This is a genomic window from Enterococcus sp. AZ103 (assembly GCF_051714685.1).
Taxonomy (GTDB): domain Bacteria; phylum Bacillota; class Bacilli; order Lactobacillales; family Enterococcaceae; genus Enterococcus_A; species Enterococcus_A alishanensis.
This window is the reverse complement of sequence record NZ_JBIOSI010000001.1, coordinates 2,102,588-2,128,447: the sequence shown is the minus strand read 5'-3', so window position 1 is coordinate 2,128,447 and position 25,860 is coordinate 2,102,588. Positions and strand designations below refer to the sequence as shown.

Below are 25,860 nucleotides of genomic sequence, written 5' to 3'. Positions count from 1 at the left end.
AGTTCCTCAATCAAATACAAAAACAGTAAGTTGAAATTGATCAACTTACTGTTTTTTTTATTTAATTAATTTTGCTTCCTTGCTTGTTTCTAAGTCTTGATATTCTGGATACCATTTAGCAGCTTTAACTGTTCCTTCAATATCACTAATTTCTTCGCGATTTAATCCTTGCTCTACAACAGATTTAGTAACAACTTCTGCAATAATTTGTGAAAAATCTGTAATTTTTGCAACAGGTGGCAAAACAGCAGCTCCAGGTTGGGTTATATCTACGATTCCACCTAAAGCACGACTGGCTTGAGAAATAATTTCTGCGTTTACACGAGTTGCAGTTGACGCAATTAGTCCTAAACCTAAACCAGGATACATTAAAGCATTATTGGCTTGTCCTATTTGATAAGTGACTCCTTTATATTCAACATCGCCTGCAGGAATTCCTGTTCCAATTAATGCTTTACCATCTGTCCATTCAATAATATCAGCTGCTTTTGCTTCTGCTAATTTGGTTGGATTTGATAAGGGCATAATGATTGGACGCGCTGTGTTTGCAGCCATTTCTTTAATGATCGTTTCGGTAAATGCACCGGGTTGTGTAGATGTACCAATCATGATGGTTGGTTTAATTGATTTTACTACAGCCTCTAAATTGGTTAGTTCATCAGCATTAGTAAATTCATCACGATTTCTAGCAAATGGAACTTGTCCAGGAGTTAAGCCTTCTGTATCTTCAAACAATAATCCTTGTTTGTCTACTTGATAGAAACGTTGACGAGCTTCTTCAATCGGTGTTCCTTGCCGAACCATTTCGTCTAAAATAATATTGGCAATTCCCACACCAGCAGTTCCTGCGCCAAAAGTTAGGATTCTTTGATCAGCTAATTTTTCGCCTGAAATATTCAATCCACCTAACACACCAGCTAAAACAACAATCCCAGTTCCTTGGATGTCATCATTAAACGTAGTGATTTTATCTTGGTATTTTTCTAAAATAGTTGCTGCATTTCCCCGACCAAAATCTTCCCAGTGCAATAATAATTCAGGAAATAATGTTTCAGCCGCATTAACAAATTGATCAATAAATTGATAATACTTATCGCCAGTCACTCTTGCATGACGATTGCCTAGATACAATGGATTATCGATTAACTCTTGATTGTTCGTACCAGCGTCAATTGAGACTGGTAAAACTTGTGCCGGATTGATACCAGCTGCCGCTGTGTAAACCATTAATTTCCCAATTGCAATATCAACTCCATTAACACCCCAGTCGCCCATACCTAAAATACCTTCTGCATCAGTCACCACAATTAAACGAATATCCCGACCTGCAGCTGCATTTTTTAAGCTCGCTTGAATATTTTCAGGATCATCAATCGAAAGAAATGCTGCATCCTGCGGTTTTAAGAAAATTTCATTATATTGTTCAATTGCATCAGCAACAACTGGATCATAAACCACTGGCATAAATTCAACTAAATGTTGTCCCATTAATTTATAAAACAATGTTCGATTTGTATTAAATACATTCATTAAAAAGATTCTTTTTTCTAAATCAGTCGCTTTACTCAAATATTGTCCGTAGGCTTGAACAGATTGTTGCTCTAAAGTTTGAACTGTACTTGGTAACATGCCAGTTATTCCATATTTAGCTCTTTCTTCTTTTGTAAAAGCAGTTCCTTTATTCAAAAATGGATTGTTTAATAAATTTTGTCTGTATAACATATCTATTCCTCCTAATTTTCAATCACGCTAAGTTTCTTATCTCCCTCAGTGATTGAAGTATAGTTGGTTGATAATGCTATAGTCAAAATCCTTGTTTGTTATAAGATTGATTTATATGAGTTTCAATGATCATGAAAAATAAGATAAAATAAAGATTCAATACTCATGTCTTCAACTATTGAACTAACCAAGAAATTGAATCTGGCTCAGATATTCTCCCGAATTTAATTGGTGCTTTAAATTACTATAATTATAATCTTTGATTTATCTAATTTGAGCAGTCATTCTCATAAGATTTCCATCGCGATGAAGTATTAGGATTTCACCTTTGATTTTACATAAATCAAATTTAATATAAGCAGCATTCTAACTGATTTCTGAGATGTGATTTTCATATGACTTTGGGTGAAATTAAGGCTCTAAAGACTCTTTTTTATCTAATTGCAATTGAATTTTCAGGTACTTTTTCGTAACACTCTCAAAAAACACCCTCATTAAAAAAATAACGGTTACGATTCCTAAAAATGTATTATGAAAATAGAAACAAGATTAGAGTGTCTATTTCTTTCTATGATTTTTTCCAAATACTAGTACTTTTTCTTTAATAATCTTAGTTAAATTTATTAATCTATAATATTTCATATTTTTCCATTTGTCTTAATAAAAAACTCCTTTAATAGATCATAGCGAACGATTCGTCCATAATCATATAATAGGAGTTTTACAAAGTTAATCACATCTCAAATTCATTATTCATCGTCTTCATTAAGTTTATTATCTGACGGAATTTGAATACTATTTTGTCCGATTTCTTTCAAATTATCAGCCAAATTTTCTGGTGGTAAAGAGATACTTTCTAAAAGCATTGCTAAGTTTAATCCTGTCAATACACTAATTCGTGGATCTTCATGTGCTTTCAAAAGAGCTGCATTACCAGGAGTTCCACCAAGTAAATCAACAATGACTAAAATTTCTGTACTTCGTTCATATTTTTTTAGAGCTTGGTTCAATTTTTCTATAGTTCCCTCAATACCATCTTGTGACGCCATTGAAACTACAGGATAATCTAACATATCACCGACTATCATCTTTGCTGAATTTAAAGTTTCTTCAGCCATTTTTCCGTGACTCATTAATATAATATTTTTATTCATAAGCATACCTACAAGATATCTTTCAAATAGGTTTTTTTGTCGTCAGGTGTCATAATTGTCGTAAATTCAACACCATCCGACAGTAATTTTTCAAAGGCTGCTCTTTCCTCTGATGTTACACTGATATTAGGTCGCAATACTTCTGTATCTTTCCGATTTGACATATTTCCTACGTTCACAACTCCCAAATCCAAACCGGCTTCTTCAAATGGTAATAAATCAATAGGTGATTTAACGATTAACAAGACATTCTGTCCTTCATATTTGTCAGCAATAATATTTTTCAGTGCTGTTTCACTTGTAATAATTGACGAAGCAATTCCAGCCGGAACAGCCATTCTCAATACTTTTTTTTGTACATCATTATTGGCAACTGCATTGTTCACCACCATAATTCTAGTTACACCCAATTTGTTACTCCACATAGTTGCAACTTGCCCATGAATTAAACGATCATCTATACGAATATTATTAATTCCCTTCATTTCCAAACTACACAAGTCCTTTCTATTCTAAAATACCCAAAGCTGCCAAAATAACTGCTACTACCATCACACCTAGTATTAAATAAATTGGTTTTACATTTTTTTTCAACGCCCAAAAAACAATACCAACTAATAATGCTGGAACTAATCCAGGCATAATTTGATCTAAAATTTCTTGCCCTTTCATTGTGAAGTCACCTTGCTTAAAGTTTAAAGCAATATTTGCTTTCACCACAGAAGGAATTAAAGCACCCACTACCATTAATCCTAAAATAGATGTACTTTCAGTTAAACGTTTCAAGCTTTTTTCAATTGTCGAAATCAATTTTGTACCGGAAGTGTATCCTGCATTAAACAATGGAATACTTAACATTTTCAAAGCAATACTTACTGCAATCCATAAGAATATACCTACAGGGCTTCCGTCAAGAGCCATATTTGCAGCAATCGCACCAAAAATTGTCCAAGGAATAACTACAAATAGGCTATCTCCTAACCCTGCGACAGGACCCATCAAACCAGTTTTAATTGAAGTCACGGCTTCCTCGGTATTTTCGTCAGCGTTTTCTTCCATTGCCACATTAATTCCCAAAATATAAGGGGCAACCCAGGGATTTGTATTAAAAAACTGCAAATGATTTAATACAGCATTTTGCAAAGCTTCTGGTTTATCTTTATATGCTTGTTTCAAAAAAGGCAACACAGCGTAACAATATGCTAATGCTTGCATTTTTTCATAGTTTGATGAAACTGAACTTGTAAAAAACCAACGCCATAATACACTTTTTTTTGTCTTCTCATCTACATTTGAAATATTATTCATCTTCATCCATACCTCCTACTGCAGAAGTTGCAAGCTCAGCATTAGCACTGTTTTTTTTATAAATAATCAAAGCTACTGCACCGCCAACTAATGCTACACCTAATAAAGGAACGTTCATATAAACAGCTAATACAAAACCAATGACTAAATAACTAAAGTATTCTTTCACAGGTAAATATCTTAGTAACAAACCTATCCCGACAGCTGGTAATAAACCGCCTGCAACACTTAACCCTGTAGTTAACCATTCTGGTGTGTAATTTAAAATGGTATTAATTAATGAAGGACCAAAAATAACCGCCAATGCTACAGGAATCCCGGTTGTTGCCGCTGTTAAAAAAACTCCTAGCATTTGCATTTTTGTGATGTAACTATAGTCACCATTTTTTGCACCATTTTCAGCGCGGTGAACCAACCAAATTCCAATTGTGTTTCTAATAACATCTAATTGAACCATTAACAAAGCTACTGGAATTCCGATAGAAATACCTACAGATGCTTCTTGTCCAGTAGTGATTGTAATAAATGTTGCTACAATACTGGCTGTTTGATAATCTGGAATTGATGCTCCACCAAAGTTACTAATTCCTAATGAAAGTAATTGTAAGGTTCCGCCAATATAAAGACCTGTTGTTACATCCCCTAAAATTAAACCAGTAATAAAACCTGCTGTTACTGGTTGATAAGTGCCAAACATTGTAGAGTTCTTTTCAAAATTAATAAAAAAACCATATAAAACAATTAAAACTATCTGAAAAAAATTCGCTTCCATTATTCTTCCTCCCTTGCAAACTTAATTAATTCTGTAAACTGTTCACTTTTGTCAGCCCTTAAAAACAATGGTATTTCCTCGAGGTTTGCGGTCATTTCTATTTCTGACCCTCCCTCATATATTTCGTTTGACCACAAATTAATCCATTCTATACCTTTTGGTAAATAAATTTTTGCAGTTCTTTGTTCATATTTCATTATTGGAGATACTAAAATATCAGGCCCGAATAAATAAGTATCTTCTGCTTCCCATGACCTTTCATCACTTGGAAATTCATAAAACAAAGGTCTCATTAACGGATCACCTGTTTCATGTGCTTCTGTCATCAATAACTCAATGTATGGTTTTAATTTCTCCCTCATATGAATATATTTCGTCAAAATATCTTCTACTTCAGATCCATAAGACCAAATTTCATTGGGTGCACCTGTAACCATAGACCCACCACCACTTTCAGAAAGTGGTTTACTATGAGGCAGGCGGTCACCATGCATTCGTAAAACTGGCGAGAAAGTCGCATATTGAAACCAACGAACCAGTAATTCTCGAAATTCTTCATTTTTAGGATTTCCTCCATGAAATCCCCCGATATCGGTTGTCCACCATGGAATTCCTGCCATCCCGACATTTAGTCCAGTATTCACCTGGTTTTTAAAAGCTTCAAAACTAGAGTCAATATCTCCAGACCATAGTAAGGCACCATATTTTTGTGCACCAGCCCAACCTCCACGAACAAGTGTTACAGGAGAATCTTGATTTGAATTCACCTGACTAATCATTTTCAAATAATCGATTGGATACATATTCCCACACTGTAAATCAGTGCCTTTTTTATATCGAAAATTATCAAAATCATAAACGGCGTAACCTGGTTCAGCTACATCTAACCAAAAATAGTTAATTCCAAATTTTTTATAATTTTGCTCGATTAAACCGGCAATATAATCACGCGCATCTGGGTTTGTCATATCGACAAAAATTGTGCTTCCTTGTATTTGCATAGTCATGCGGACACCACGATTCACTTGAACCAAATAACCATTTTCTAAATAATGATTGTAGTTCTCGGCATCATTTTGAACAGTAGGCCAAATCGAAATTAAGGGTTCCACATGATAATTCTCTTTTAATTCTTTTACTAAACCACTAGGATCTGGCCAATAATCATAATCAAAACGATACTCTCCTTGTTTTGGCCAATGGAAATAATCTATCGCGATTGAAGATAACTGAATGCCCCTATCTTGATATTTCTTGACAACTTCCAATACTTCATCTGGTGTTCGGTATCTTAATTTACTTTGCCAAAGTCCTAATAAATGATTAGGCATTTTAGGTGCTTTACCAGTAACATTCGCGTATTTTTGCAGAATTTCTTTCGGCTCTTCTCCACAAGTGATCCAATAATCAATAAAGTGAGTCCCAAACATTTTCCACTCGGTTAAATTCTTTGCAAAATTAACCTCACCAATTCCAGGATTATTCCATAAAAATCCATATCCTAAACTAGAAATATAAAAGGGAATAGAAATTTGTGAGTTTCTTTGAGCCAATTCTAAAATCGTGTTTTTCAGATCTAAAAAACTGTGTTGGTATTGACCCATGCCAAATATTTTTTCCTTTGGTTCAGACTCAAATCTCGTAGTGACTTTAAAGTCCCCACCCTGATTAGCTTTGTACTCTCGAGAACTTAATTTTAAAGTTGAATTAAAATCTGATGTTACTTCAACAGTTCCCGCATCTTCCGCACCATCATCATGTTTAACAGCCCTTAAGCGAATATATTCTTTCAATAAGATCTCGTTTTTGTCATTATAAAAAATTAAACGATTTCGATGATCTAGTTTCCCACGAATTTTACCATTTATGATTTCAACGGAATGCTCGGACTGTTTTATCTCAATTTCGTTAATATTACTGTCTGGTTTTTCTAATAAAGCAAAATTTTCTTCAAAATCATTCTGATCAGCAAATGAGCGAACTCTTAGGGAATCTTTCCCCCATGCTTCCACAATCAATAATTCATTATCAAATCGACTCTCAAAATAGTCCTTTTCTACTCTAATCACATCATCACTTCTTCCTGCTACTAATTTCTACTCATATGACAAATTGAACGAGTTGCCGGATAAATTTGTTGATAAATAGAATATAATTTTTTATATCTCTTTACATTTTCTTCAATTGGATAAATAGGTTCTGTATATTCAATTATTTTTTCTCCGCAATCGATAATACTGTCGTACCAGCCTATACCAACTGCAGCTATCATTGCAGCACCAAATCCAGGGCCCATCTCGGTTTTCAAACAGACAATCGGGATATTTAAAATATCCGCTTGAATTTGTAACCACGAGGAACTTTTAGCTCCTCCACCAACAGATACTATTTTAGTGAAAGATTTCTTACTAACATTTCTCATTAATACTTGTATGTCCTTTAATGAATAGACAATTCCTTCCAATACTGCTCTTGTGAAATGCCCTCTTTGGTGTCTAGTATCTATCCCAATAAAGCTCCCACGAATCTTACTATCAGCATAGGGTGTACGTTCTCCAGAAATATAAGGAGTAAAATATAATCCTTCAGAACTTGTTGGAATTTCACTAATTAACTCATCAAAAGTACTGTCTATTGCAAAAGTATTTTTATACCAACTTAAACTATCTCCTGCTGCCAAAGTGACACCCATCGAATAATACCCATTTTTAAATACATGACTAAATAAATGTAGTTTGCCGTTGTAATCTGAAGTAACATTTTTTTCAAACGATAAGAATACCCCAGAAGTTCCAATACTTAACATGGCCATTTCTTCGTCAAAAATTCCTGAGGCAGCGGCACCACATGCATTGTCAGCACCTCCGGCAAATACCTTTATCTCTCTTTCAAATCCATATTTTTGTTTTATCTCATGGTTAAGTATTCCAGTTTGATCATTAGACTCTTTTAAATCTGGTAGGTACTCCCTTGGAATATTAAATTCTTTTAGTATTTCTGTAGACCATTCTTTTTTTTGCATATCTAACAATAATGTTCCCGCTACATCAGAATAATCTGTCGTCATTTTGTCAGTAAGGTGATAATTTAAATAGTCCTTCGGTAACAATAAATGTCTGACTTTTAGCCAAGCATCTGGTTCATGTTCCTGAATCCAAAGTATTTTGGGTAATGTAAATCCTTCTAAAGCAATATTTTTAGTGATTTTTAATAGCTCATCACCAAAATATTCAGTAATTTTTTGTGTTTGTTCTGTCGTACGGACATCATTCCACAAGATAGCATTTCTTAGTACCTGATTCTGTTCATCTAGTACGACTAAACTATGCATTTGTCCCGAAAAACTTATACCAACAAGATTTTCCTTTAGAGCCGGTTTCTTTGCCAACAATTCCGTTAAAACTTCATGGAAAGCTTCTATCCAGACTTTGGGGTCTTGTTCGCTAAAACCAGATTGCGGATGAAATGTGATATAGTTTGTCGAGGCTGTCTCTTCAACACTACCCTCCTGATTCATTACAATTCCTTTTAAACTGCTGGTTCCTAAATCTATTCCTAAAACATACTCCATAATTTCACCTATACTAAATAGTCATTTAATAATGACTTCACATATTCAAGATGACCTGACTCTAAGTTGACCGTATCGTGTTTCATTGCATATTCCGCTAGACTGTCCAGACTCTCCTTGTCTGCCAAAATACTTTTTCCTAAATCTGATTTGAAGCTTTGATAGCGTTCTGCCTTCAATTGATTAAAGAAGCCATCTGATTTTAGTCTAGCAGCGGCTTTTAGTCCTCTAGCATATGTGTCCATACCAGCTATATGAGCTAATAATAAATCTTCCATTTCAAATGATGAACGTCTTACTTTTGCATCAAAGTTAATACCGCCAGGTGCAATTCCACCGTTTTCTAATAACTCATACATCGTTAATGTCGTGTCATAAATATTAGTCGGAAATTCATCTGTATCCCAGCCTAGTAGCAAATCTCCTTGATTTGCATCAATCGAACCCAGCGCCTCATACACCCGTGCAACATTTAACTCATGCTCAAAGGTATGTCCTGCTAACGTTGCGTGGTTGGCTTCAAGATTTAACTTAAAATCATTTTCTAAATGATATTTTTGAATGAAAGCCATCGTTGTAGCAGCATCAAAATCATATTGATGTTTTGAAGGCTCTTTTGGTTTTGGCTCAATTAAAAACTGTGGTTTATATCCAATTTTTTCCGCATAGGCAACTGACATTTTGAATAGTCGTGCGATATTCTCCTGCTCAAACTTCATATCTGTATTAAGTAATGACTCGTAACCTTCTCTGCCACCCCAGAATACATAGTTTGCTCCATTAAGTTTTTTACTTATATCAATTCCTTTTTTTACTTGCGCTGCCGCGATTGCATAAACTTCGGCATTGTTAGTTGAGCCAGCACCGTTTGTAAAGTGTGGATGCGAAAACATATTAGCGGTATTCCATAAAAGTTTTTTTCCAGTTTGATCCATTTTCTCTTTAATTAAATCCGTAATTGTATCAACATTCTGGAAAAATTCCTCTAAAGAATCTCCTTGAGGTGCAATATCGACATCATGAAAACAGAAATAGTCAACATCTAATTTTTCTAAAATTTCAAAAAAAGCATCTACTCTCTTCTTGGCAATTTCCATAGGTGAATCTGCTTGCCAGTCACGTATGTTAATTGCATCACCAAAAGGATCTGATCCATCCTGTGTCATAGTATGCCAATAAGCTACAGCAAATCTTAAATGCGCTTTCATTGTTTTCCCTAAAATAATTTCATCGGGATTGTAATGGCGAAATGCGTACTTATTTTTACTATTTACACCTTCATATTGCACTTGTTTTACATTTGGGAAAAAACTCATCTTGCTACCTCCAATTTCTCATAGTTGATGTACTTGATTTTAGTTAGTTAGTACGATAAACTAACTTACAAGGAAACTATAAAACATTTAAAAATAAATGTCAACCGCTTTCAAAAAAAGTATAATAGAATTATCGAAAATAAAGGAGTTTATTTAAAATGATATCCAGTAAATATACGATTCGAGAACAGAATGAAGCTAACATTTTAAATTACATTATAAAAAACAAAAAAATTTCTCGCGCAAGTCTATCTGAAATTTCAGCGTTAAATAAGGCATCTGTTTCTTCTATCACAAAAAAACTAATTGATGAACATCTCATTCATGAAGTAGGTACGGGAGAAGCCTCCACTTTAGGTGGCAGAAAACCCATTCTTCTTACTTTTAACAAAAAGTCTGCTTTATTAATTGCTATAGATTTAGGCTTTAATTATGTGGATGCTATCTTAACTTATGTAGATGGCAGTGAAGTTGGTAGAGTTCAGAGAAAAAATCTGTTAGTTACTTCTGAAAATATACAGACAATTATCGATGAAATTGTTGTTCAATTTGAAGCAAATTTACCTAAAACACCGCACGGAATTGTAGGTATGACTATCGGTATACAGGGCCAAGTTTTTAAAAACAAGCTTATTTTTACTCCTTACTATGATTTAAGTAATATTGATCTTTACGATATATTAAATAGTAAGTATTCATTTCCTATTTATATTGAGAATGAAGCAAATTTATCGGCTTTAGGAGAGTACACTTTTTCATCTGACTTTGAAAGTTTAATTTCAATTAGCTTACATAGAGGAATTGGTGCTGGAATTGTTAAAAGAGGTCGCTTAGAGGTTGGTAATAATGGGAATGCCGGAGAAATTGGGCACATGATTTTATTTCCCGAGGGGCGTCAGTGTCCATGTGGAAACCGAGGTTGTTTTGATCAATACTGTTCAACAAAAAAGATTTATGATGAAACGAAGGAAATTAAAAATCTAGACATAGTAAATTCTGAAATCATGAAAGATTTATATGATAGTAATGACGAGGAAGTTAGACTTCTTGTTCAAAAGTATGCCTCTCTTTTAGCTGTAGGAGTAAATAATGTGATAATGATGTACGCCCCGCAGTTGGTAATCTTCAATAGTGCTTTAACCAAAAAGATTCCGGATATGATTACTTTGATCAACGAACACTTAACCAATCGATTTTCTAAGAATATCAAAATAATAAATAGCCCCATCGAATGGAATCCCGTTCTTTACGGTGGTGTTGCATACGCGGCACAACATTTTTTAAATATTGAAGAATTGAAACTAATTGAATTAGAATAACAAATTTTTAAATTATTTAAAAACGACACTTATATCAATTCTTCAGATCATGAGCATTTGTGTAAAATTGGGATATATCTTTTTTATTATTTTAGTTTTTTTCTCAATTAATTGTAAATTATTTTCGGTCTAATCTTGAAGTAAAAATAATGTGATATTCACTCATCCATTTTGTATGTCGTATAATATTTGAGTTGTAAGAATGATATTTTTTGTATAACCAATGGTTTCTACCTGCACAGCATATGTTTTTTTATTTTAAGCAAAGTCCATACGAAACTCGGCTTTTTAGGACCAATAAATGAAAAGGCTGCAGACAAAAATTTGTCTACAGCCTCCTCTAACAAAATTAATTGCTAGAATTTATTCTCAAAAGTTAATCAATAATAAATGATTCAATCATATTTTAAAGAATTACAAAGGTAGAATTTGACTCGTTGCTAAAATCAACTTTTATCCAAAAAAATTTTTGGATTAACACTGATCTAAAAATTAAGGGAAGTAATATTTTTCATTTAAAAATATATTGATCTATCATTATCACCATTAACTCCATTGAAACACATTAATTTATAAATATAATTATTTATATCTACTTTTTATAATAATGACTGAAAATTAATTTTCGATAATACTATAAAAAGCTTCTTTTTCGTCAGTCCAGCCCCTTAGTATAAGATTGTTCCTCTCTTCTATAGAACTAGTAAAGTGATGTGATCCAGGACCACTAGCATTAGGATTAAATACTCGATAAATAGAATTATTTTGGTCTTTGTCAATGTTTGAATAAAAGCCAATCCCTTCATTTTCCCAACCTTGTTCTATAATTCTCTCAAATTCATCTAAATCTTTTGTGTAAAAGTGCTCCCCTGAATTTGGGTTATATGAACGATACACAATAACACCTTCAGAAGGTGTTATCCATGCGATATCTTCATCCATCCAACCATTCGATATTAAATCGTTTAACTCAGTTTTATCTTTTGTATATAGATGCTCCCCTGAGTTTGGATTATATGCACGATATAAAGGAATATTTTTATCAGATTTAGTTGGTAAATAAAATTCTAACGGCATACTTTCATTTCCTGATTTATCTGTTGATTTCACAACCAATTTACTTCCAGGATCTGCTTTTACATCCAAGGAAATTTTTCCTGCAGTTTTACCATCCACTGTTCCCGGGACAGAATTTGAACTTGTAAGTATTGTATCTTCGTTATTGTAGACAGTAATAATAGAACCTGATTCAGCAGTTATGTCAAAAGAAAATCCATCTTTTTCAGCATTAATATTACTAACAATTGGAACGTTTGGAGCAATAATATCAGAAAAAACTAGTGGTATGGTATTATTTCCCTGCTTCTCAAAAAGATTGATTGAAATTAGATTAGATTCATCTATTGAGGCAAAGACTTCAGTTACAAGTCCATTTGGTGCATTATTTTTAAACCAATTTTTGTCGAGATTTAAACTTACAGGGAAAATTATTTTAGAAGATTTTAAAATTGCCGCATCACCTAGCAATTTCACAAAATCAGGCACCATATTTATCTGATTAGGAAATTGATCCAAATAAGCATTTACAATCATTTTTACAGGTAATAGTGAAATATTTATTACAGGAACTAACACAGGTCTAGATGCCCCTTGCATTTCAAAAGTACTAATTGCCGACTTCAAGTGGGAAACAATTTCATAAACTTTAGTAGCTAACAATTTTACTGTTGCTTCATTGAACTCTGCATTCAGAACTGCTCCATCATCACTGATTACAACTTTTGAAGAAGATTGGACCAAATCTACATTCGCTAACTGATTTACAGCATCTAATGCTGTATAAACCTCCTCTGCATTAATGCTAAATCCAAGTAAAGATTGATCATCAATTAGTTGTGATAAAGTCACTAATGCCTTATTTGACTCAGTCAGCAGATCCTTTATCAATTTTACATTTTCTGATAAATCGAGTCCCATTTGTACTGTCACTTGTGCATCAGCTGTTAGTGAAACATATCCTTTTAATTCATCAGGAATCTTAATAGCTGCCGTTTTGTTTCCTTTCAATAATAATTGAAACTCTGCAAGTGCTGAATTTTCTACTACGAATTGTCCATAATTTGCACAAATATTTTTAATCTGCTGAAAATCAGTAGTCAATATTGTTTTTTCATTGATATTGCCACCAATAACCGCGGCTTGAGCCGTCTCTTGATTAATAGTCAAAAAATTTGTTGTTTCCGTTCCCACCAATATTCCTGTAAAAAGCGAGGCAACAATAATTCTTTTTAGTTTTCTATTCATATTTTTCATTCCTATTCATAATAATATTATTCATTGTGTTGAATAATATCGATTTACATTACATTTCTCTTTTTTCTTGTTTCACTAATTTTTGATCATAGAAACGAGCAAAAGGTAAATAAATCAAAAATGCAACTAATGCACAAATAAGCGCTACAACAGCAGCTTTCCAATCTCCTCCAGTACTAATAAATGCACCAATACCAACAGGGGATGGCCAAGGCATGTTTGCAATAATTGGTTGAATCATCTCAAGTTTTATAGCAAAATATCCAATGCTAGCGGATGCCATGGGTGCTAAGAAAAATGGAATAGCTAAATAAGGATTATAGATTAATGGAATACCAAAAATCAAAGGCTCATTAATATTGAAAAACACAGGAACTAGTGAGGCTTTCCCTAAAACTTTTAGTTGTTCAGACTTTGCCATATATACTAAAAATAAACATAAACCGAGGGTTGCACCTGATCCTCCTATAGTTACAAAAGCGTTGTTAAATTCTCCAGCTAGTGGAATATGTGCTCCTTCTGTATTAGCCGATAAGTTACTTAAAAGAATTGGTGAAATTAACGGGAAAATTATATTAGCCCCATGAATTCCTACTAACCATAATGCGTGGACTAAAAAATAAATAGCAATTATACCTAACCAACTATTAGTTAATTTTGTTACAAAACTAAATGGTATCGCTATGATTTGGAAGATATCTGTATTAAAAACAGTTAAAATCCCAATAATTATTAAAACAACAAAAGCTACTACAAAAGCTGGAATTAGCGCCGTGAAGGCACGAGTAACACCTTCTGGAACTGAATCTGGCATTTTAATTACCCAGTTCTTCGTCACACAAAATCGATACAATTGAACAGCAATAACAGCCATGACAATTCCCGTGAAAATACCAATAGTACCTAATCGAGTAACACCATCATTCCCCATCGCCCAACCATTGATAATCAAATCATCTATATTCGTTAAGCGAGTAATTTGTCCTCCGTCATTTATCAGTTGTGGAATTGATAAAAAGAAAGCAAACATCGCTAATAAGGCACCACTGATCGGTGTCATATTTAATTCTTCTTCTTCAGCAATAATTTTAGTATACTCATAGCCTAAAGCCACACAAAAGTACAAACTTAATATGCCCATTGTCGCACTATTAGCTAGCATATATAAATCACTGATTTTAAAAAATGTTGCATTAAATATTCCTTCTAAAGAAGGAAAAGTCAATGGTAAAATATTAAAGACCAAAAACATTGACCCAACAATTGTGAAAGGAATTGCACTTAATCCGGCACCCATGATAGCTCGAACAATTTTGAATTGTGCCAATTTCCCCATTGGTTCCATCAAAGTTTTTTCAAAAAAGCTAAAAAACTTATTACTTGAATCTTCCATAATGATTTCACACTCCTTCTATACATTATTTTTTTCAATAATTTGAATATATTTATAATACTTATCTTTTTGGGTATATATTTTATTTATCATTTGGATCACAATCACAGATAGCGTGATCCCAACAAAAAAAACCAACCATAAAGTAATTTTCACAGAAAAGCTGCTATTCATAAATGGAAATAATTGCGATTGAATTTTTTTTAAAGGTAGTGTAATAATCAGGATAACATTAATCAATATTTGAATTTTTTTATATCGTAAATGATTGTCCAATTGATTGTGTAACTTATCTGAAATAAAGCTATATAATTTAGCGTGTTCAACAATTGCTAATATTGAAAATATTAACAATCCAAAAGGTACTAATGAATACACCCGATTGGACATAAACAATGCTAATCCCCAATATAAATTTGAAAAGAAAAACAGTGCCAAAACATATCTCAAAAGTAAAAAACGATTAAATCTAAAATTCTTAAGCATCATTTTTTTCTTTTGATATTGAATTTTTTGCTTCTCCATCGTCACACCTCATTTCTCCGCTACTTCTTTGTAAAGGTATAACATTTCTATCGCTACCTCTTTTAACGTCATTGTAGTCATTAAATGATCTTGAGCGTGTACCATAATTATTTCTAATTCAATTTTTTTACCTTCTGCATATTTTTGTAAGAGACTCGTTTGAACCTTGTGAGCCTCAATTAAAGCCTCGTTCACGTCATCAATATATTGATGAGCCATCTTAAAATTTTTTTCTCGCATTGCTTTAAATGCTTCATGTATTAGCGTTCTTGCATCTCCACTGCTTAAAATGATTTTAAAGGCAATTTCTTGTAATTTTTCATTGTCCATTTTTTTCCCCTTAATTATTAGATTTTTCTATTCCTCTAATAAACGTATCGATGAAACTCTCAAAACTTTCACATTGACTTAATTGCTTTCGCAGTTGGTCATCTTCCATAATCAAAATCAAAAGCTGACTCACCTTTTCTATCTCAAATTGCTGCAACTTATCTGGTGACAGCAGAAAGACCAGCTGAATTCCATCATATTTCCCATCCCAAATCACACCTTCAGGAACAACAGCAACTGCTACATAGGCTTTATTAGTGACAGCTTCAATCGGGTGAGGAACAGCCAAATAATTTGAAAATACTACCGAACTATACGATTCTCGTAATTTTATTTGTTTGAAAAATATTTCAGCAATTGATCTATTTTCGATTGATTCAATACCATGAACTAATTTCGATAAAACTTGTTCTTTATCTGGTTTTCCTGTTAAGCAATAGAATAATTCTGGCTTAAAACATTTTTTCAACAGAACAATTTTCTCTGAAATATCTTCTTGGATAACATTAGTGATTGCCGTTTTCTGCTCCATAATTTTTAAATCAGCTAATGCCTGGTTGATTTTTTGTATATCCTCCTCATTCAAGAAAACACTAACTTCAAGAATAGGACGATTAAGTGTGATATTTCCTAAATTAATTGAAGAAATAATTAAATCAATTTTAGATAAATCTTGATTAGCAACTTCATAGTAACTAATAACTTTTTCAATCGATATTTTACTTCCGAATTCTCGCTCTAAGCGATTTCGAATCAGTTGTGCGCTCCCAAGTCCTGTCGTACAAATAACTATGACTCTGGCTTTTCTATGATTATAAAATCGCTCCACTGCTGCAATGACATGAATAACTATATACGCCCACTCACTGTCTGTTATTTCATATTTTGTAAAAATCGGCATTTGTGAAAGCTGTTTAACAGTGAGAGTGAATAAATCTGCATATTGACTTTTGATTTCACTGGTTAAAGGATTCTCTATTTTTATCTGATTCTGAAGACGTGTTAGTAATGGTAAGAAATGAACCATCAATCCTTCAATGAGTATTTCATCTTTAGTCAAGTCAAAAGCGCCTATTTGATCAATATCTACTAAGGATCTTAACAGTTGTTCTCTTATTTCAACTTCATCAAAATATTCTTTGTGAAGAGCAGATCGCCCTGTCACGCGACTTTTTAAATGCATAGTAATAAATTCTGCTTCTTGTTTGGGAAAATGTATTTGATCAGATTCTTCAATCCGAGAAATTATTTTAAGAGCTGTTTTGTATTCGATAGAGTTAAAATCTAAATAAGACTCCAAAGATACATCAATTTCAAATCCATCATGAATTCTTTTTATCGCCAAACCGATATGTAAAACCAAATTATAAACAATAAAATCAGATAACTTGAGCCCCGATTTACGACATTCGTCCAAAACAATCATTACAATTCCCTCAATATTAATTCCTTGTAATAAATTTGCGTAAATAGAAAATGCAAACATATTATCTTGTAAGCGGTCCATAAAAAAGAAACTCATTATAAAATGACGTATGTTTTTCTCTTGCCCAACGATATAAATTCCTTGATTATTCTTACTCTGCAACTCAATATCATAAGGAGATAACAATCTTTTTATTTCCGCTAATTCGTTAGAAATTGTTGAGCGAGAGACAAATAATTCCTCTGCAATATCATCAACATAGATATTACTTTGTTCAAAGAACAAACGATTCAAAATATAATATTGTCTATCATTTGCTATAGATACGTTACCTAAAACCTGTGCTTTTGCTTCTTGTTCAATCTCCCGTAAACAGAAATTACTGAATTTCTTTTTATCACGAATAATTATTTTATAACCACTTCCTTGTTTTGCTTTTATTTCTGCAACTTGTTCTTTTTTTAATGTATCTTCCAACAAATGTAAGTATTTTCGAACTGTGCGGCCAGAGACTTCAAGAGATAATGCAATATCTTGACTAGTTAAGTAATGACCTATTTGTTCTACAAGCAATTTTAAAATTTGAAATTCCCGTTTACTCAACATAGTAATCAATCCTTATTCAATATTCTCTGTAATTAATTGAGCTAATTTTTGTATCCCCGTGGGTACAGGAATGTATGCTTGCGGGGGTATATTAATAGCAGGTTTGCCATATTTACTGGCCGCTTTTTCTAAACTAGCAAAAAACATTTTAGTTTGCGGGCTTACTAGATATAATTCAAATTCATCTTTATTAATTGTTGTTGTTCCTTGAGACTGGGATGTTGCAGTCACTTCAATATCATTTCCCATATTTTTCAATTCTTTCGTTACCTTTTTTGCAATTACAGAAGAAGACATTCCTCCTGCACAAATAATTAATGCTTTTTTCATAAAACTACCTCCTTCTTCTTTGATGATTTGAAAAAATAATATAAACTATATATTCGAAGACTAACTTATGCATAAATCATATATTTATGATTTGATTATATATTATAAAAGATAATAAATGAATATAGACTATTACCGCATTGATAATGTATTTTTTTACTAAAGATGCCTTAATAACTAAATTTTAATAAGTCCGATCTTTCCTACCAATACAAAAAAAGAGCAGATTTCTCTGCTCTACTTATTATTCGTATCAATTATTATTATTAGTTACCGTAAAATACAATTCCTTCATCATACCATCCATTCTCAATTAGCCATTTCTTTTCTTCTAAGCTTTTTGTATAGTGATGATTAAAAGAAGCTTTTTGTTTATTATATAGTCGATAAATCGGTATCCCTTCAGAAGTATTCATTGAATAAAATGCATGCCCCTCTTTCACCCAATTTTTGGAGTATAGATTTTCATATTCAGCTAAATTAGCAGTATAAATATGTTCTCCCGTATTAGGATTATAGGCTCTCCAAACCGGATTTCCAGACTCCGAAGTTATCCACGAGACACCCTCATCAGTCCAGCCATATGAAATTAGATTACTTCTCTCATCGTTTGACAAGGTATAGAAATGCTCTCCACTACTTTCATTATATAATCGATACAAGTTAAAATTCTCTTGATTTTTCTTAACTTCTAAACTAGTTGATGTAGATACTTCACCACTATAGGCAGTAACTTTATAAGTTCCCACAGCAGTGTTTGCTTCAGTGTTAATAACCCCATTTTCGTCAACCGATACATTGTGATTATTGGTTGTATTTGCAGAGTCAAATTCCACCTTATACTGAACCTGATTTCTTACCCAATCATCATTGATAACCTGATTATTTTCATCAGTTAACTGTACATTAATTTGAAGTTCGTTTCCTTGCTGCAATTCCATATTTTTATTGAGAATCTCAATTTTTTTAAGAATAGGATGTGTAATCACATTTAATGTGGGCCTAAGATTATTCAAATTATCTACCCCATCTACCTCTTCAACTGTGCCACTAAAGGTATAATTACCCGCCTTGTTTTCATCATAATGAATCATTTCCCAATTTGATACTGGTACAGAAACTTGAGTTCCATCTTCTAACTTGGTATTCACTTCAGTTGGTAAGTCTAATTCATTAACAGAAAGACCTGTGGAAGTATGATAATCAGGTAATTCAAAAGAGCTGATATTTTGCTTCAAAGCAACCTTTAAGAAATTACGCATTGTTCTTTGATATAATTCAGGATCCGTCTCAAATGCTTGTCCATGACCCGCGCCTTCCACAACGAGCTTCTCTTTATATCCAGCACTTGCATTAAATAGATCGTCTGTCCCAATTACATTATTTTCCGTATCTTCACTGCCAATGATAAATAATTTAGGTAACTCATTTTTTGAAACACTATTAAGAGGACTAATTTGATTTAAATTAAAACCAAGTCTCTCTTCAGTTTTCTGATTAAACTGACCAAAAATTGCCGAAACAAACTCCCCTGCATCTTCAGATACCAACCCCTTATATCCACAATCTTCAATATAAGCAAAAACATTAGGATGAGGAGTAGTCTGTGACATCATTGTTGTGGCAGCCCCCATTGATATTCCTTGTAAAACAATTTTTTGATTGGGATTTGTTTGAGCAACTTCATCAGAAATCCATTGATTTAAATCATCTTGTTCATAATAACCAAAGGTGATATATTTACCTTCACTTCCATTCAAAGCACGACTAGCTACCATTAATACATTATATCCTTCATCAGAAAAGAATTTCGCTTGTCTAATCGTATCAAACCAATTCGCTCGATATCCATGATACAATATTGCTGTTTTATCAGCTCCATGGTCAATATATCTACTACGTAGTTTAATCGGATGACTCACTTCATTCCCTCGAATATCTCGATAAGTTTCATTTGCATTAATATAACGATAACTTGTGTTTTCCAAATGATTGTACCAACTTGTAACATACCATTCCGCAGATCCTTCTTCAGGGTCTCCACTAACTATTAAATCGTCATTCATATTCATTAAAGGAATATTTGTGTTAAACATAATATTGAAAGCGATATCAATTACGGAATCTGGCAATGGTTTATTTGATGACAACAGTTCTTCAGGATTACTGACCCCCTTTTGTATTAGTTCTTTTTCTAGTGTCTCTTTAAATTTTGATTTAAAATCAGGTGAGTCACTTTGGGATACCAATGATCTAACTTCTTCTCCAGTTATTTCTTGACCTTGAGCTGTTTCTTTAGCATCAATCGGTATTCCAATTAAAGAAACTCCCAAACAAGCAGCACATAGTAGAACAACTTTTTTCATTATAAATCTAACCTCCATAATTTATTTTTAACTTCATAAAAATAATAAATAAACTTCAAATTACAAAGCAGACTTTTCATTTGTCTTAGAAACAATAAAAATAGTTTAAAAGGTCAAAGCATCAATTTATATTAAACAGTAAAATATTGTTTATCTTATAACCTACTCATAGAAATATTTTAGAAAAAATATTATCCACTTAATTTTCTTGAGACACAACAGTTAAAACTGGCTTCAAATAATCTGAATTAATAATATTTTGATTTTCTATTTCCAATGTTCCACTAAAGGTGTAGCTACCGACTTGAGTGTCATCATAATGAATGGCTTCCCAATTGGATACTTTAACGGCTTCTAGGCTCCCATCATTCAGAATTACAGTAATTTCCTCTGGTAAGTTTAAGTTTTCTACAGCGGTTCCCACAGGAACCTGATGTTCATGAACATCAAACGATACAATTTTTTTATGGAGAATATCTTGTAAAAATCTTTGGACAGTTTGTTGATACAATAGTGGATTAACATTGTAAGAATCACCATGTCCAGCACCTGCAACAATCAATTTTTCTTTGGGACCAATACTAGTGTCATACATCTGTTCAACTGCACTCAATGGAATAAAATCATCTGATCCTCCATGAACAAATAACTTAGGGGTTTGATTGATACTTAAAGCATCAACAGGAGCAATTTGATCAATACTAAATCCTAATATCATTTCTGTTCTTTGACTGATTTGTTCCACAACGGTATCACCACTAATTTTTTTCAATGACGGGATTAGCTCAGTAAACCCTGCGTAGACATGTTTAATTTCATCCCTTAATGTGGCAAATCCACAATCCTCAATATAAGCAGCCACATTGGGATGGGGATTATTTTGTGACATCATCACTACTGATGCCCCCATCGATACCCCCATTAGTACAATTTTTTGATTTGGTGCAGTTCTCGTTACCTCATCTTCAATCCATTGGTTCAAATCAGATTGTTCACTATAACCAAAAGTAAAATATTTTCCTCCACTTCCATTAAGCGCTCGATTAGAAATCATCATGACATTGTAACCTTCATCAGAAAAAAATTTGGCTGGTTTGATCAATTTATTCCATGGTGTTCGCCAACCATGATTTATTAAAACAGTTGTATCTGAACCATTATCGATATATCTACTCCGAAGCTTAATTGGTCTATTTATTTCATCCCCATGTATATCTTGATAAGTTTCATTAGCTGTAATATATCGATCACTAGTATTATCCAGCTGATCATACCAATTCATCGTGTACCAATCAAAACTTCCTACTTCTGAATCATCTGTAACAATTAGATCATCCTTTAGATTTAGTATTGGGATATTCGCTTCAAATGTCATTCTGAATATGATATTAGCTACTATATCTGGTAATTTCTGATTGTTTGATTCTTCAGTATTATTCATCTCCTCTTCGATAATATCTATCATTTCTTTTTGACTACTAAAATCTGGTTCATCCCGCTCTACTTGAATATTATTTCTTAATGGCTGTTCGTTAGTTTGAATCGTCGCCTCAGCTAATGTATGAGGCGGGGAAAAAAATAGATTGCCTAACAAAACTAGTATTATTCCTGTTTTTTTCATTTATTAGCCTTCTCCTTCAATTTTTTTATTAAAACAAAACTCTCAAATAATTTGTATATTAATGAATCGCCTTTTAAATAACATTAGTTATTTTATTTAGAATATGCTACAATTTTTTTAATGATTATTTAAGTAAATTTAAAATAGTTCATTTTATTTATTATAAAAATCTCTAAAATCTTTTTCCTTCTTTATGGAATTCCGAGTTTTGATTCTGCTATTGTTCATGAATGGTCTAACGACTATTATTTTTCTTTGTAATTGATACTCACATAGATATTCCATATCTCCTACTGGATAAATTCATCGATTCAACCATAAATATAGTTGTAGAATTTGATTATTTAGATAGATAGTCTTTCTGAATACTGAGATCTAACCTAAAATCAGTTTTCTAACTGACTTAATTTATTTACTATTAAGTAAAAACATTACAAAATAATTAATGACATATACTAATTTTTTAAGTGCATTTGCATACCCACTACTCTATAAGTAAGTAACCATATTGAAATTCAGATTAGTTTGCGACACTCTTATTAATGATTCACCCATATTTGCAAACTTAGTAACACCATTCTTTTATTACCTCTAGTACTAACATCATCGTTTTTACTTTACATATTTAAATCATATTATTCATAAGATCACCTTCTCACTTAATACTATTGTCTATCGATAGATTTTAGTTAATATCTTTTCTCTAATAAAAAGTATATTGGAGAACGTTCTCAAAATGAATAGAACCTTTTTCCACTGCAATGCGGTATATTTTTGAAAAACAGTAGCAGTTCGCATATGTTTAGATTATTTTTTGAACTCAGTGCTAAATATACTTTGAAATTTCATCGTTCGTATTAAATTCAAAAAACTAAAAAAGGCCTGACTATACCAGTCTAAAAAGCCCCTTAGAAGTTAGACCAAAAATCTAACTTTTGAGGGACAGTACCGTCTCTAATAATTTAAAACATTCTTTTATTCCATCTCAGAATACAGATTTACTATGCTCAATATTCGCGATTGTCTAAACTATAAATTGCTCTAGCCTATATTCATTTTCATATTTTCTCAAGTCACTAATTCGGAGAAATTCAAGTTAAAGATAAATACATTAATAATAATCTTTATAGTTTAAAGTATTTAATTTTATTACATACACTAACATTTACATGAAAATACAATTATATTAACATCTTAAGTAAATAATCTTTTTCTAATAGAGAATTTTATCATCCTAAAAATACTATTATATGTTATGTTTATATTAAATATAGTGTAAGGAGTAGATTTGATGAAAAGAAATATTGGTTTATTGCTGATTGCATGTTGTTTTTTAAGTTTACAAACAGCGTACAGTAGTCAGACTTTTGCTGAGGAAAAAGCAGATGTGAATTCAGAACAAAAAATGAATGAATTGAAGCAAGAATTAGAGCAAGCCGGAGTAAAAGGTGACAACGTGCCTTTAACGGCAGATGGACAATTGCCTGATGCACTTATTGACTTAGTGATAAATTTTGTTTTTTTAGCAGATAATCCAATTTTAAACTTTAATGAAAATATTGAGATTTCAGAAAATCCAGAGGAAGGGAGTCGTGATTGGTATACCAAAAATTGGTATCAAAGCTTAGACAATATTAGTATCAGAACGATTGAAACAACTGAAACTTATCACGATAGTTCAGGCAATCAGGTAACACATCCAATCAAATTGACTGGTCGTTACATTGATAACAAATCTGATACCACAGCCATTTTGCATCATGGCTACAGAGCAAACTGGAATGATTTAATCCGACAAGCTAAAATTTTTGCGGAAGACGGCTTCAATGTTTTGATTATCTCCAGTCGAGGATTGAATGGCAGTGAAGGGAAATATTTGTCATTTGGTTATTATGAACAAGATGACTTGAATCTATGGATTGATAACGAAGTAAATCAAACTAGTTCAGATCAAAGAATTATTCTGATGGGACTATCAATGGGTGCTTCTGTAACAATGATGTCACAAAAAAATCCTCACCCAAATGTAGCAGCTTATATCGAAGACAGCGGATATGATGTTTTATTCAACGGTGATACTAGTGGTTTTGATGAAGTTTTTGAGCAATTTCCATTCTTAGATTTTATTGACCCTGAACAATTAGCGGAACAAGTAAGTAGACGAACGAAAGCACTTTTAGGATTTAGGCTGGAGGAAATTGCACCGATTGATAGTTTACAAAATAGCATTCCAAAACTTTTCATTCATGGTCGCGCAGATACAGGGACACCCGTCAGTGTTGCTGAAGAATTATATGCAAAAAGTCAAGGATACAAAGAATTATTAACAGTCGAAGGAGCTGAGCACGCGGCCTCTTACGAAGCAGATCCAGAATTATATACGCAGACTTTACAAGCATTTTTAGACAAAGTGCTTAGCAGAAATATCAGTTCTTTCAATCAAACTGAACAACATATCTTAACTGGTCAAACCGTAGATACATTGAATTTACCAAAAAACGTTACTATGACTTTAGATGATGGTCGTCAACAAGAAGTATCCGTTTCAAAATGGGATACAAAAAATTATGATGAAAAAGTCCCTGGAAAGTATACTTTTACTGGTGAAATTGAAAATTCAGATGTGACTATCAAGAATCCAAAAAATCTTCAACCTACTGTAACAATCATCAGTCATCCGCGACCGGAAAAAATTAGTATTCTTAACAACGAACTTGAAATTAGTCAAGGTAATCAATTATCCATTAACTCAGAAATTCTAGATGGCAATCAGAAACCAATCACTGATTCTTGGATTACGAATCAAATTAAGTATCAATTAGTATCAAAAACAGCTGATTTAACAAATAATCCGAGTGCAACAATTGATGAAACAGGCTTGATTGATACTCAAGAAAATACGGCGACTGGTGATTATATTTTGACTATTCTTTTCAATGAAGAAATAAAAAAAGAGATAACTGTAAAAATTACCAGCAATGGTCAAAATCTTTACCGTTTGTATAATCCAAACACTGGGGAACATTTTTATACTTTATCAACAAAAGAAAAAAATCATTTGATTTCTATAGGCTGGCATGACGAAAAAAATGCATGGATGACACCCACTTCAGGAAAAGAGGTTTGGCGTTTGTACAATCCAAATTCTGGAGAGCATTTTTATACTGCCAACAAAGATGAATACAATCAACTAGGTAATATCGGGTGGCGTCAAGAGGGTATAGCTTTTTATTCTGCCGAGAGTAATGGACAACCAATTTATCGTGTCTATAATAAAAATCAGACGGCTTTCAATCATCATTACACCAGTAATGTAGAAGAAAGAGATCATTTATTAAGACTTGATTGGCAAAATGAAGGTGTTGCTTTTTATGGAAAATAATTTGTAAAAGAAGAAACGAGTTATCGATAGTCTATTCCAGACTGTAGGCAAAAATCCAAAATTTGGATAAAGTCTACAGTTTTTTTATGTATTTAAATTCTTTAAAAAGACAGTGTCAGTAGTGGATATTTTTAAAAAAAGATACATCTAATTAACCTCGACCAGAAAGAACAGTTACTGGATAATTCAATAATTTTATCTTTATTATATATATCTGTCTTAATTTACAATGTATTAATAAGACGGTTTTTTCATCTGAAGTATTGGTTATCCGTCAATCATATTTTGCTATTGTTAAACAATTGATATTTGTTATTTTAGCTAATTTTTATCCTTTTGAATATTTATTTCCCTACTATTTAGCTGTTCCTTCTGATTTAGTAAAGAAAAAAAGAGCATCTCCAAA

18 protein-coding genes are annotated in these 25,860 nt (G+C 32.5%); 2 read left to right on the top strand and 16 right to left on the bottom strand.

Annotated elements, in window-relative coordinates:
* Positions 1–57 precede the first annotated feature (57 nt).
* From ID741_RS10725 to xylA, 8 genes are all read right to left on the bottom strand, one after another.
* Positions 58–1,722, bottom strand: a complete 1,665-nt coding sequence (locus ID741_RS10725) for a malolactic enzyme (protein ID WP_438719969.1) — start codon at positions 1,720–1,722, stop codon at positions 58–60.
* Positions 1,723–2,471: 749 nt separating this feature from the next.
* Positions 2,472–2,876, bottom strand: coding sequence for a PTS sugar transporter subunit IIA (locus tag ID741_RS10720; protein ID WP_218325164.1), 405 nt, complete (start codon positions 2,874–2,876; stop codon positions 2,472–2,474).
* 8 nt (positions 2,877–2,884) lie between these two features.
* Positions 2,885–3,367 (bottom strand): PTS system mannose/fructose/N-acetylgalactosamine-transporter subunit IIB, encoded by a 483-nt coding sequence (locus ID741_RS10715; RefSeq protein ID WP_218325163.1) that lies wholly within the window; start codon positions 3,365–3,367, stop codon positions 2,885–2,887.
* A 16-nt stretch (positions 3,368–3,383) separates the two neighbouring features.
* Positions 3,384–4,190: a PTS system mannose/fructose/sorbose family transporter subunit IID gene (locus ID741_RS10710; protein WP_218325162.1), complete on the bottom strand. Its 807-nt coding sequence runs from the start codon at positions 4,188–4,190 to the stop codon at positions 3,384–3,386.
* Positions 4,177–4,956 carry a PTS mannose/fructose/sorbose/N-acetylgalactosamine transporter subunit IIC gene (locus tag ID741_RS10705; protein ID WP_218325161.1) on the bottom strand — a complete coding sequence of 260 codons (780 nt, stop codon included), beginning with the start codon at positions 4,954–4,956 and terminating at the stop codon, positions 4,177–4,179. The genes ID741_RS10710 and ID741_RS10705 overlap by 14 nt, the downstream gene beginning before the upstream one ends.
* Positions 4,956–7,025, bottom strand: coding sequence for a glycoside hydrolase family 31 protein (locus ID741_RS10700; protein WP_218325160.1), 2,070 nt, complete (start codon positions 7,023–7,025; stop codon positions 4,956–4,958). Before ID741_RS10700 ends, ID741_RS10705 begins: the two co-directional genes overlap by 1 nt.
* A 20-nt stretch (positions 7,026–7,045) precedes the next feature.
* Complete coding sequence (gene xylB / locus ID741_RS10695; protein WP_438719968.1) at positions 7,046–8,527, bottom strand: xylulokinase; 1,482 nt, start codon at positions 8,525–8,527, stop codon at positions 7,046–7,048.
* An 8-nt stretch (positions 8,528–8,535) separates the two neighbouring features.
* Positions 8,536–9,843, bottom strand: coding sequence for a xylose isomerase (gene xylA / locus ID741_RS10690; protein WP_438719967.1), 1,308 nt, complete (start codon positions 9,841–9,843; stop codon positions 8,536–8,538).
* 158 nt (positions 9,844–10,001) lie between these two features.
* Here xylA and ID741_RS10685 point away from each other — a divergent pair, with 158 nt between their 5' ends.
* Positions 10,002–11,162, top strand: coding sequence for an ROK family transcriptional regulator (locus ID741_RS10685; RefSeq protein ID WP_218325157.1), 1,161 nt, complete (start codon positions 10,002–10,004; stop codon positions 11,160–11,162).
* Between the two features lie 618 nt (positions 11,163–11,780).
* Here ID741_RS10685 and ID741_RS10680 read toward each other — a convergent pair.
* The 8 genes from ID741_RS10680 to ID741_RS10645 form a co-directional block, all read right to left on the bottom strand.
* Complete coding sequence (locus ID741_RS10680) at positions 11,781–13,466, bottom strand: adhesive domain-containing protein (protein ID WP_438719966.1); 1,686 nt, start codon at positions 13,464–13,466, stop codon at positions 11,781–11,783.
* A 58-nt stretch (positions 13,467–13,524) separates the two neighbouring features.
* Positions 13,525–14,868 (bottom strand): PTS cellobiose transporter subunit IIC, encoded by a 1,344-nt coding sequence (gene celB / locus ID741_RS10675; RefSeq protein WP_438719965.1) that lies wholly within the window; start codon positions 14,866–14,868, stop codon positions 13,525–13,527.
* An 18-nt stretch (positions 14,869–14,886) separates the two neighbouring features.
* Positions 14,887–15,393, bottom strand: a complete 507-nt coding sequence (locus tag ID741_RS10670) for a hypothetical protein (protein WP_438719964.1) — start codon at positions 15,391–15,393, stop codon at positions 14,887–14,889.
* A 9-nt stretch (positions 15,394–15,402) separates the two neighbouring features.
* Positions 15,403–15,723: a PTS cellobiose transporter subunit IIA gene (locus ID741_RS10665; protein WP_218325153.1), complete on the bottom strand. Its 321-nt coding sequence runs from the start codon at positions 15,721–15,723 to the stop codon at positions 15,403–15,405.
* Between the two features lie 10 nt (positions 15,724–15,733).
* On the bottom strand, positions 15,734–17,755 hold the full coding sequence (locus ID741_RS10660; protein ID WP_438719963.1) for a BglG family transcription antiterminator: 2,022 nt from the start codon (positions 17,753–17,755) through the stop codon (positions 15,734–15,736).
* A 12-nt stretch (positions 17,756–17,767) separates the two neighbouring features.
* Positions 17,768–18,085 carry a PTS cellobiose transporter subunit IIB gene (locus ID741_RS10655; RefSeq protein WP_218325151.1) on the bottom strand — a complete coding sequence of 106 codons (318 nt, stop codon included), beginning with the start codon at positions 18,083–18,085 and terminating at the stop codon, positions 17,768–17,770.
* A gap of 266 nt (positions 18,086–18,351) precedes the next feature.
* Positions 18,352–20,451 carry an Ig-like domain-containing protein gene (locus ID741_RS10650; protein WP_438719962.1) on the bottom strand — a complete coding sequence of 700 codons (2,100 nt, stop codon included), beginning with the start codon at positions 20,449–20,451 and terminating at the stop codon, positions 18,352–18,354.
* A gap of 199 nt (positions 20,452–20,650) precedes the next feature.
* Complete coding sequence (locus ID741_RS10645) at positions 20,651–22,072, bottom strand: Ig-like domain-containing protein (RefSeq protein WP_438719961.1); 1,422 nt, start codon at positions 22,070–22,072, stop codon at positions 20,651–20,653.
* A 1,291-nt stretch (positions 22,073–23,363) separates the two neighbouring features.
* On the opposite strand from ID741_RS10645, the gene ID741_RS10640 reads away from it, so the two are divergent.
* Positions 23,364–25,454 carry an Ig-like domain-containing protein gene (locus ID741_RS10640; protein WP_438719960.1) on the top strand — a complete coding sequence of 697 codons (2,091 nt, stop codon included), beginning with the start codon at positions 23,364–23,366 and terminating at the stop codon, positions 25,452–25,454.
* The last annotated feature ends 406 nt before the right edge of the window (positions 25,455–25,860 follow it).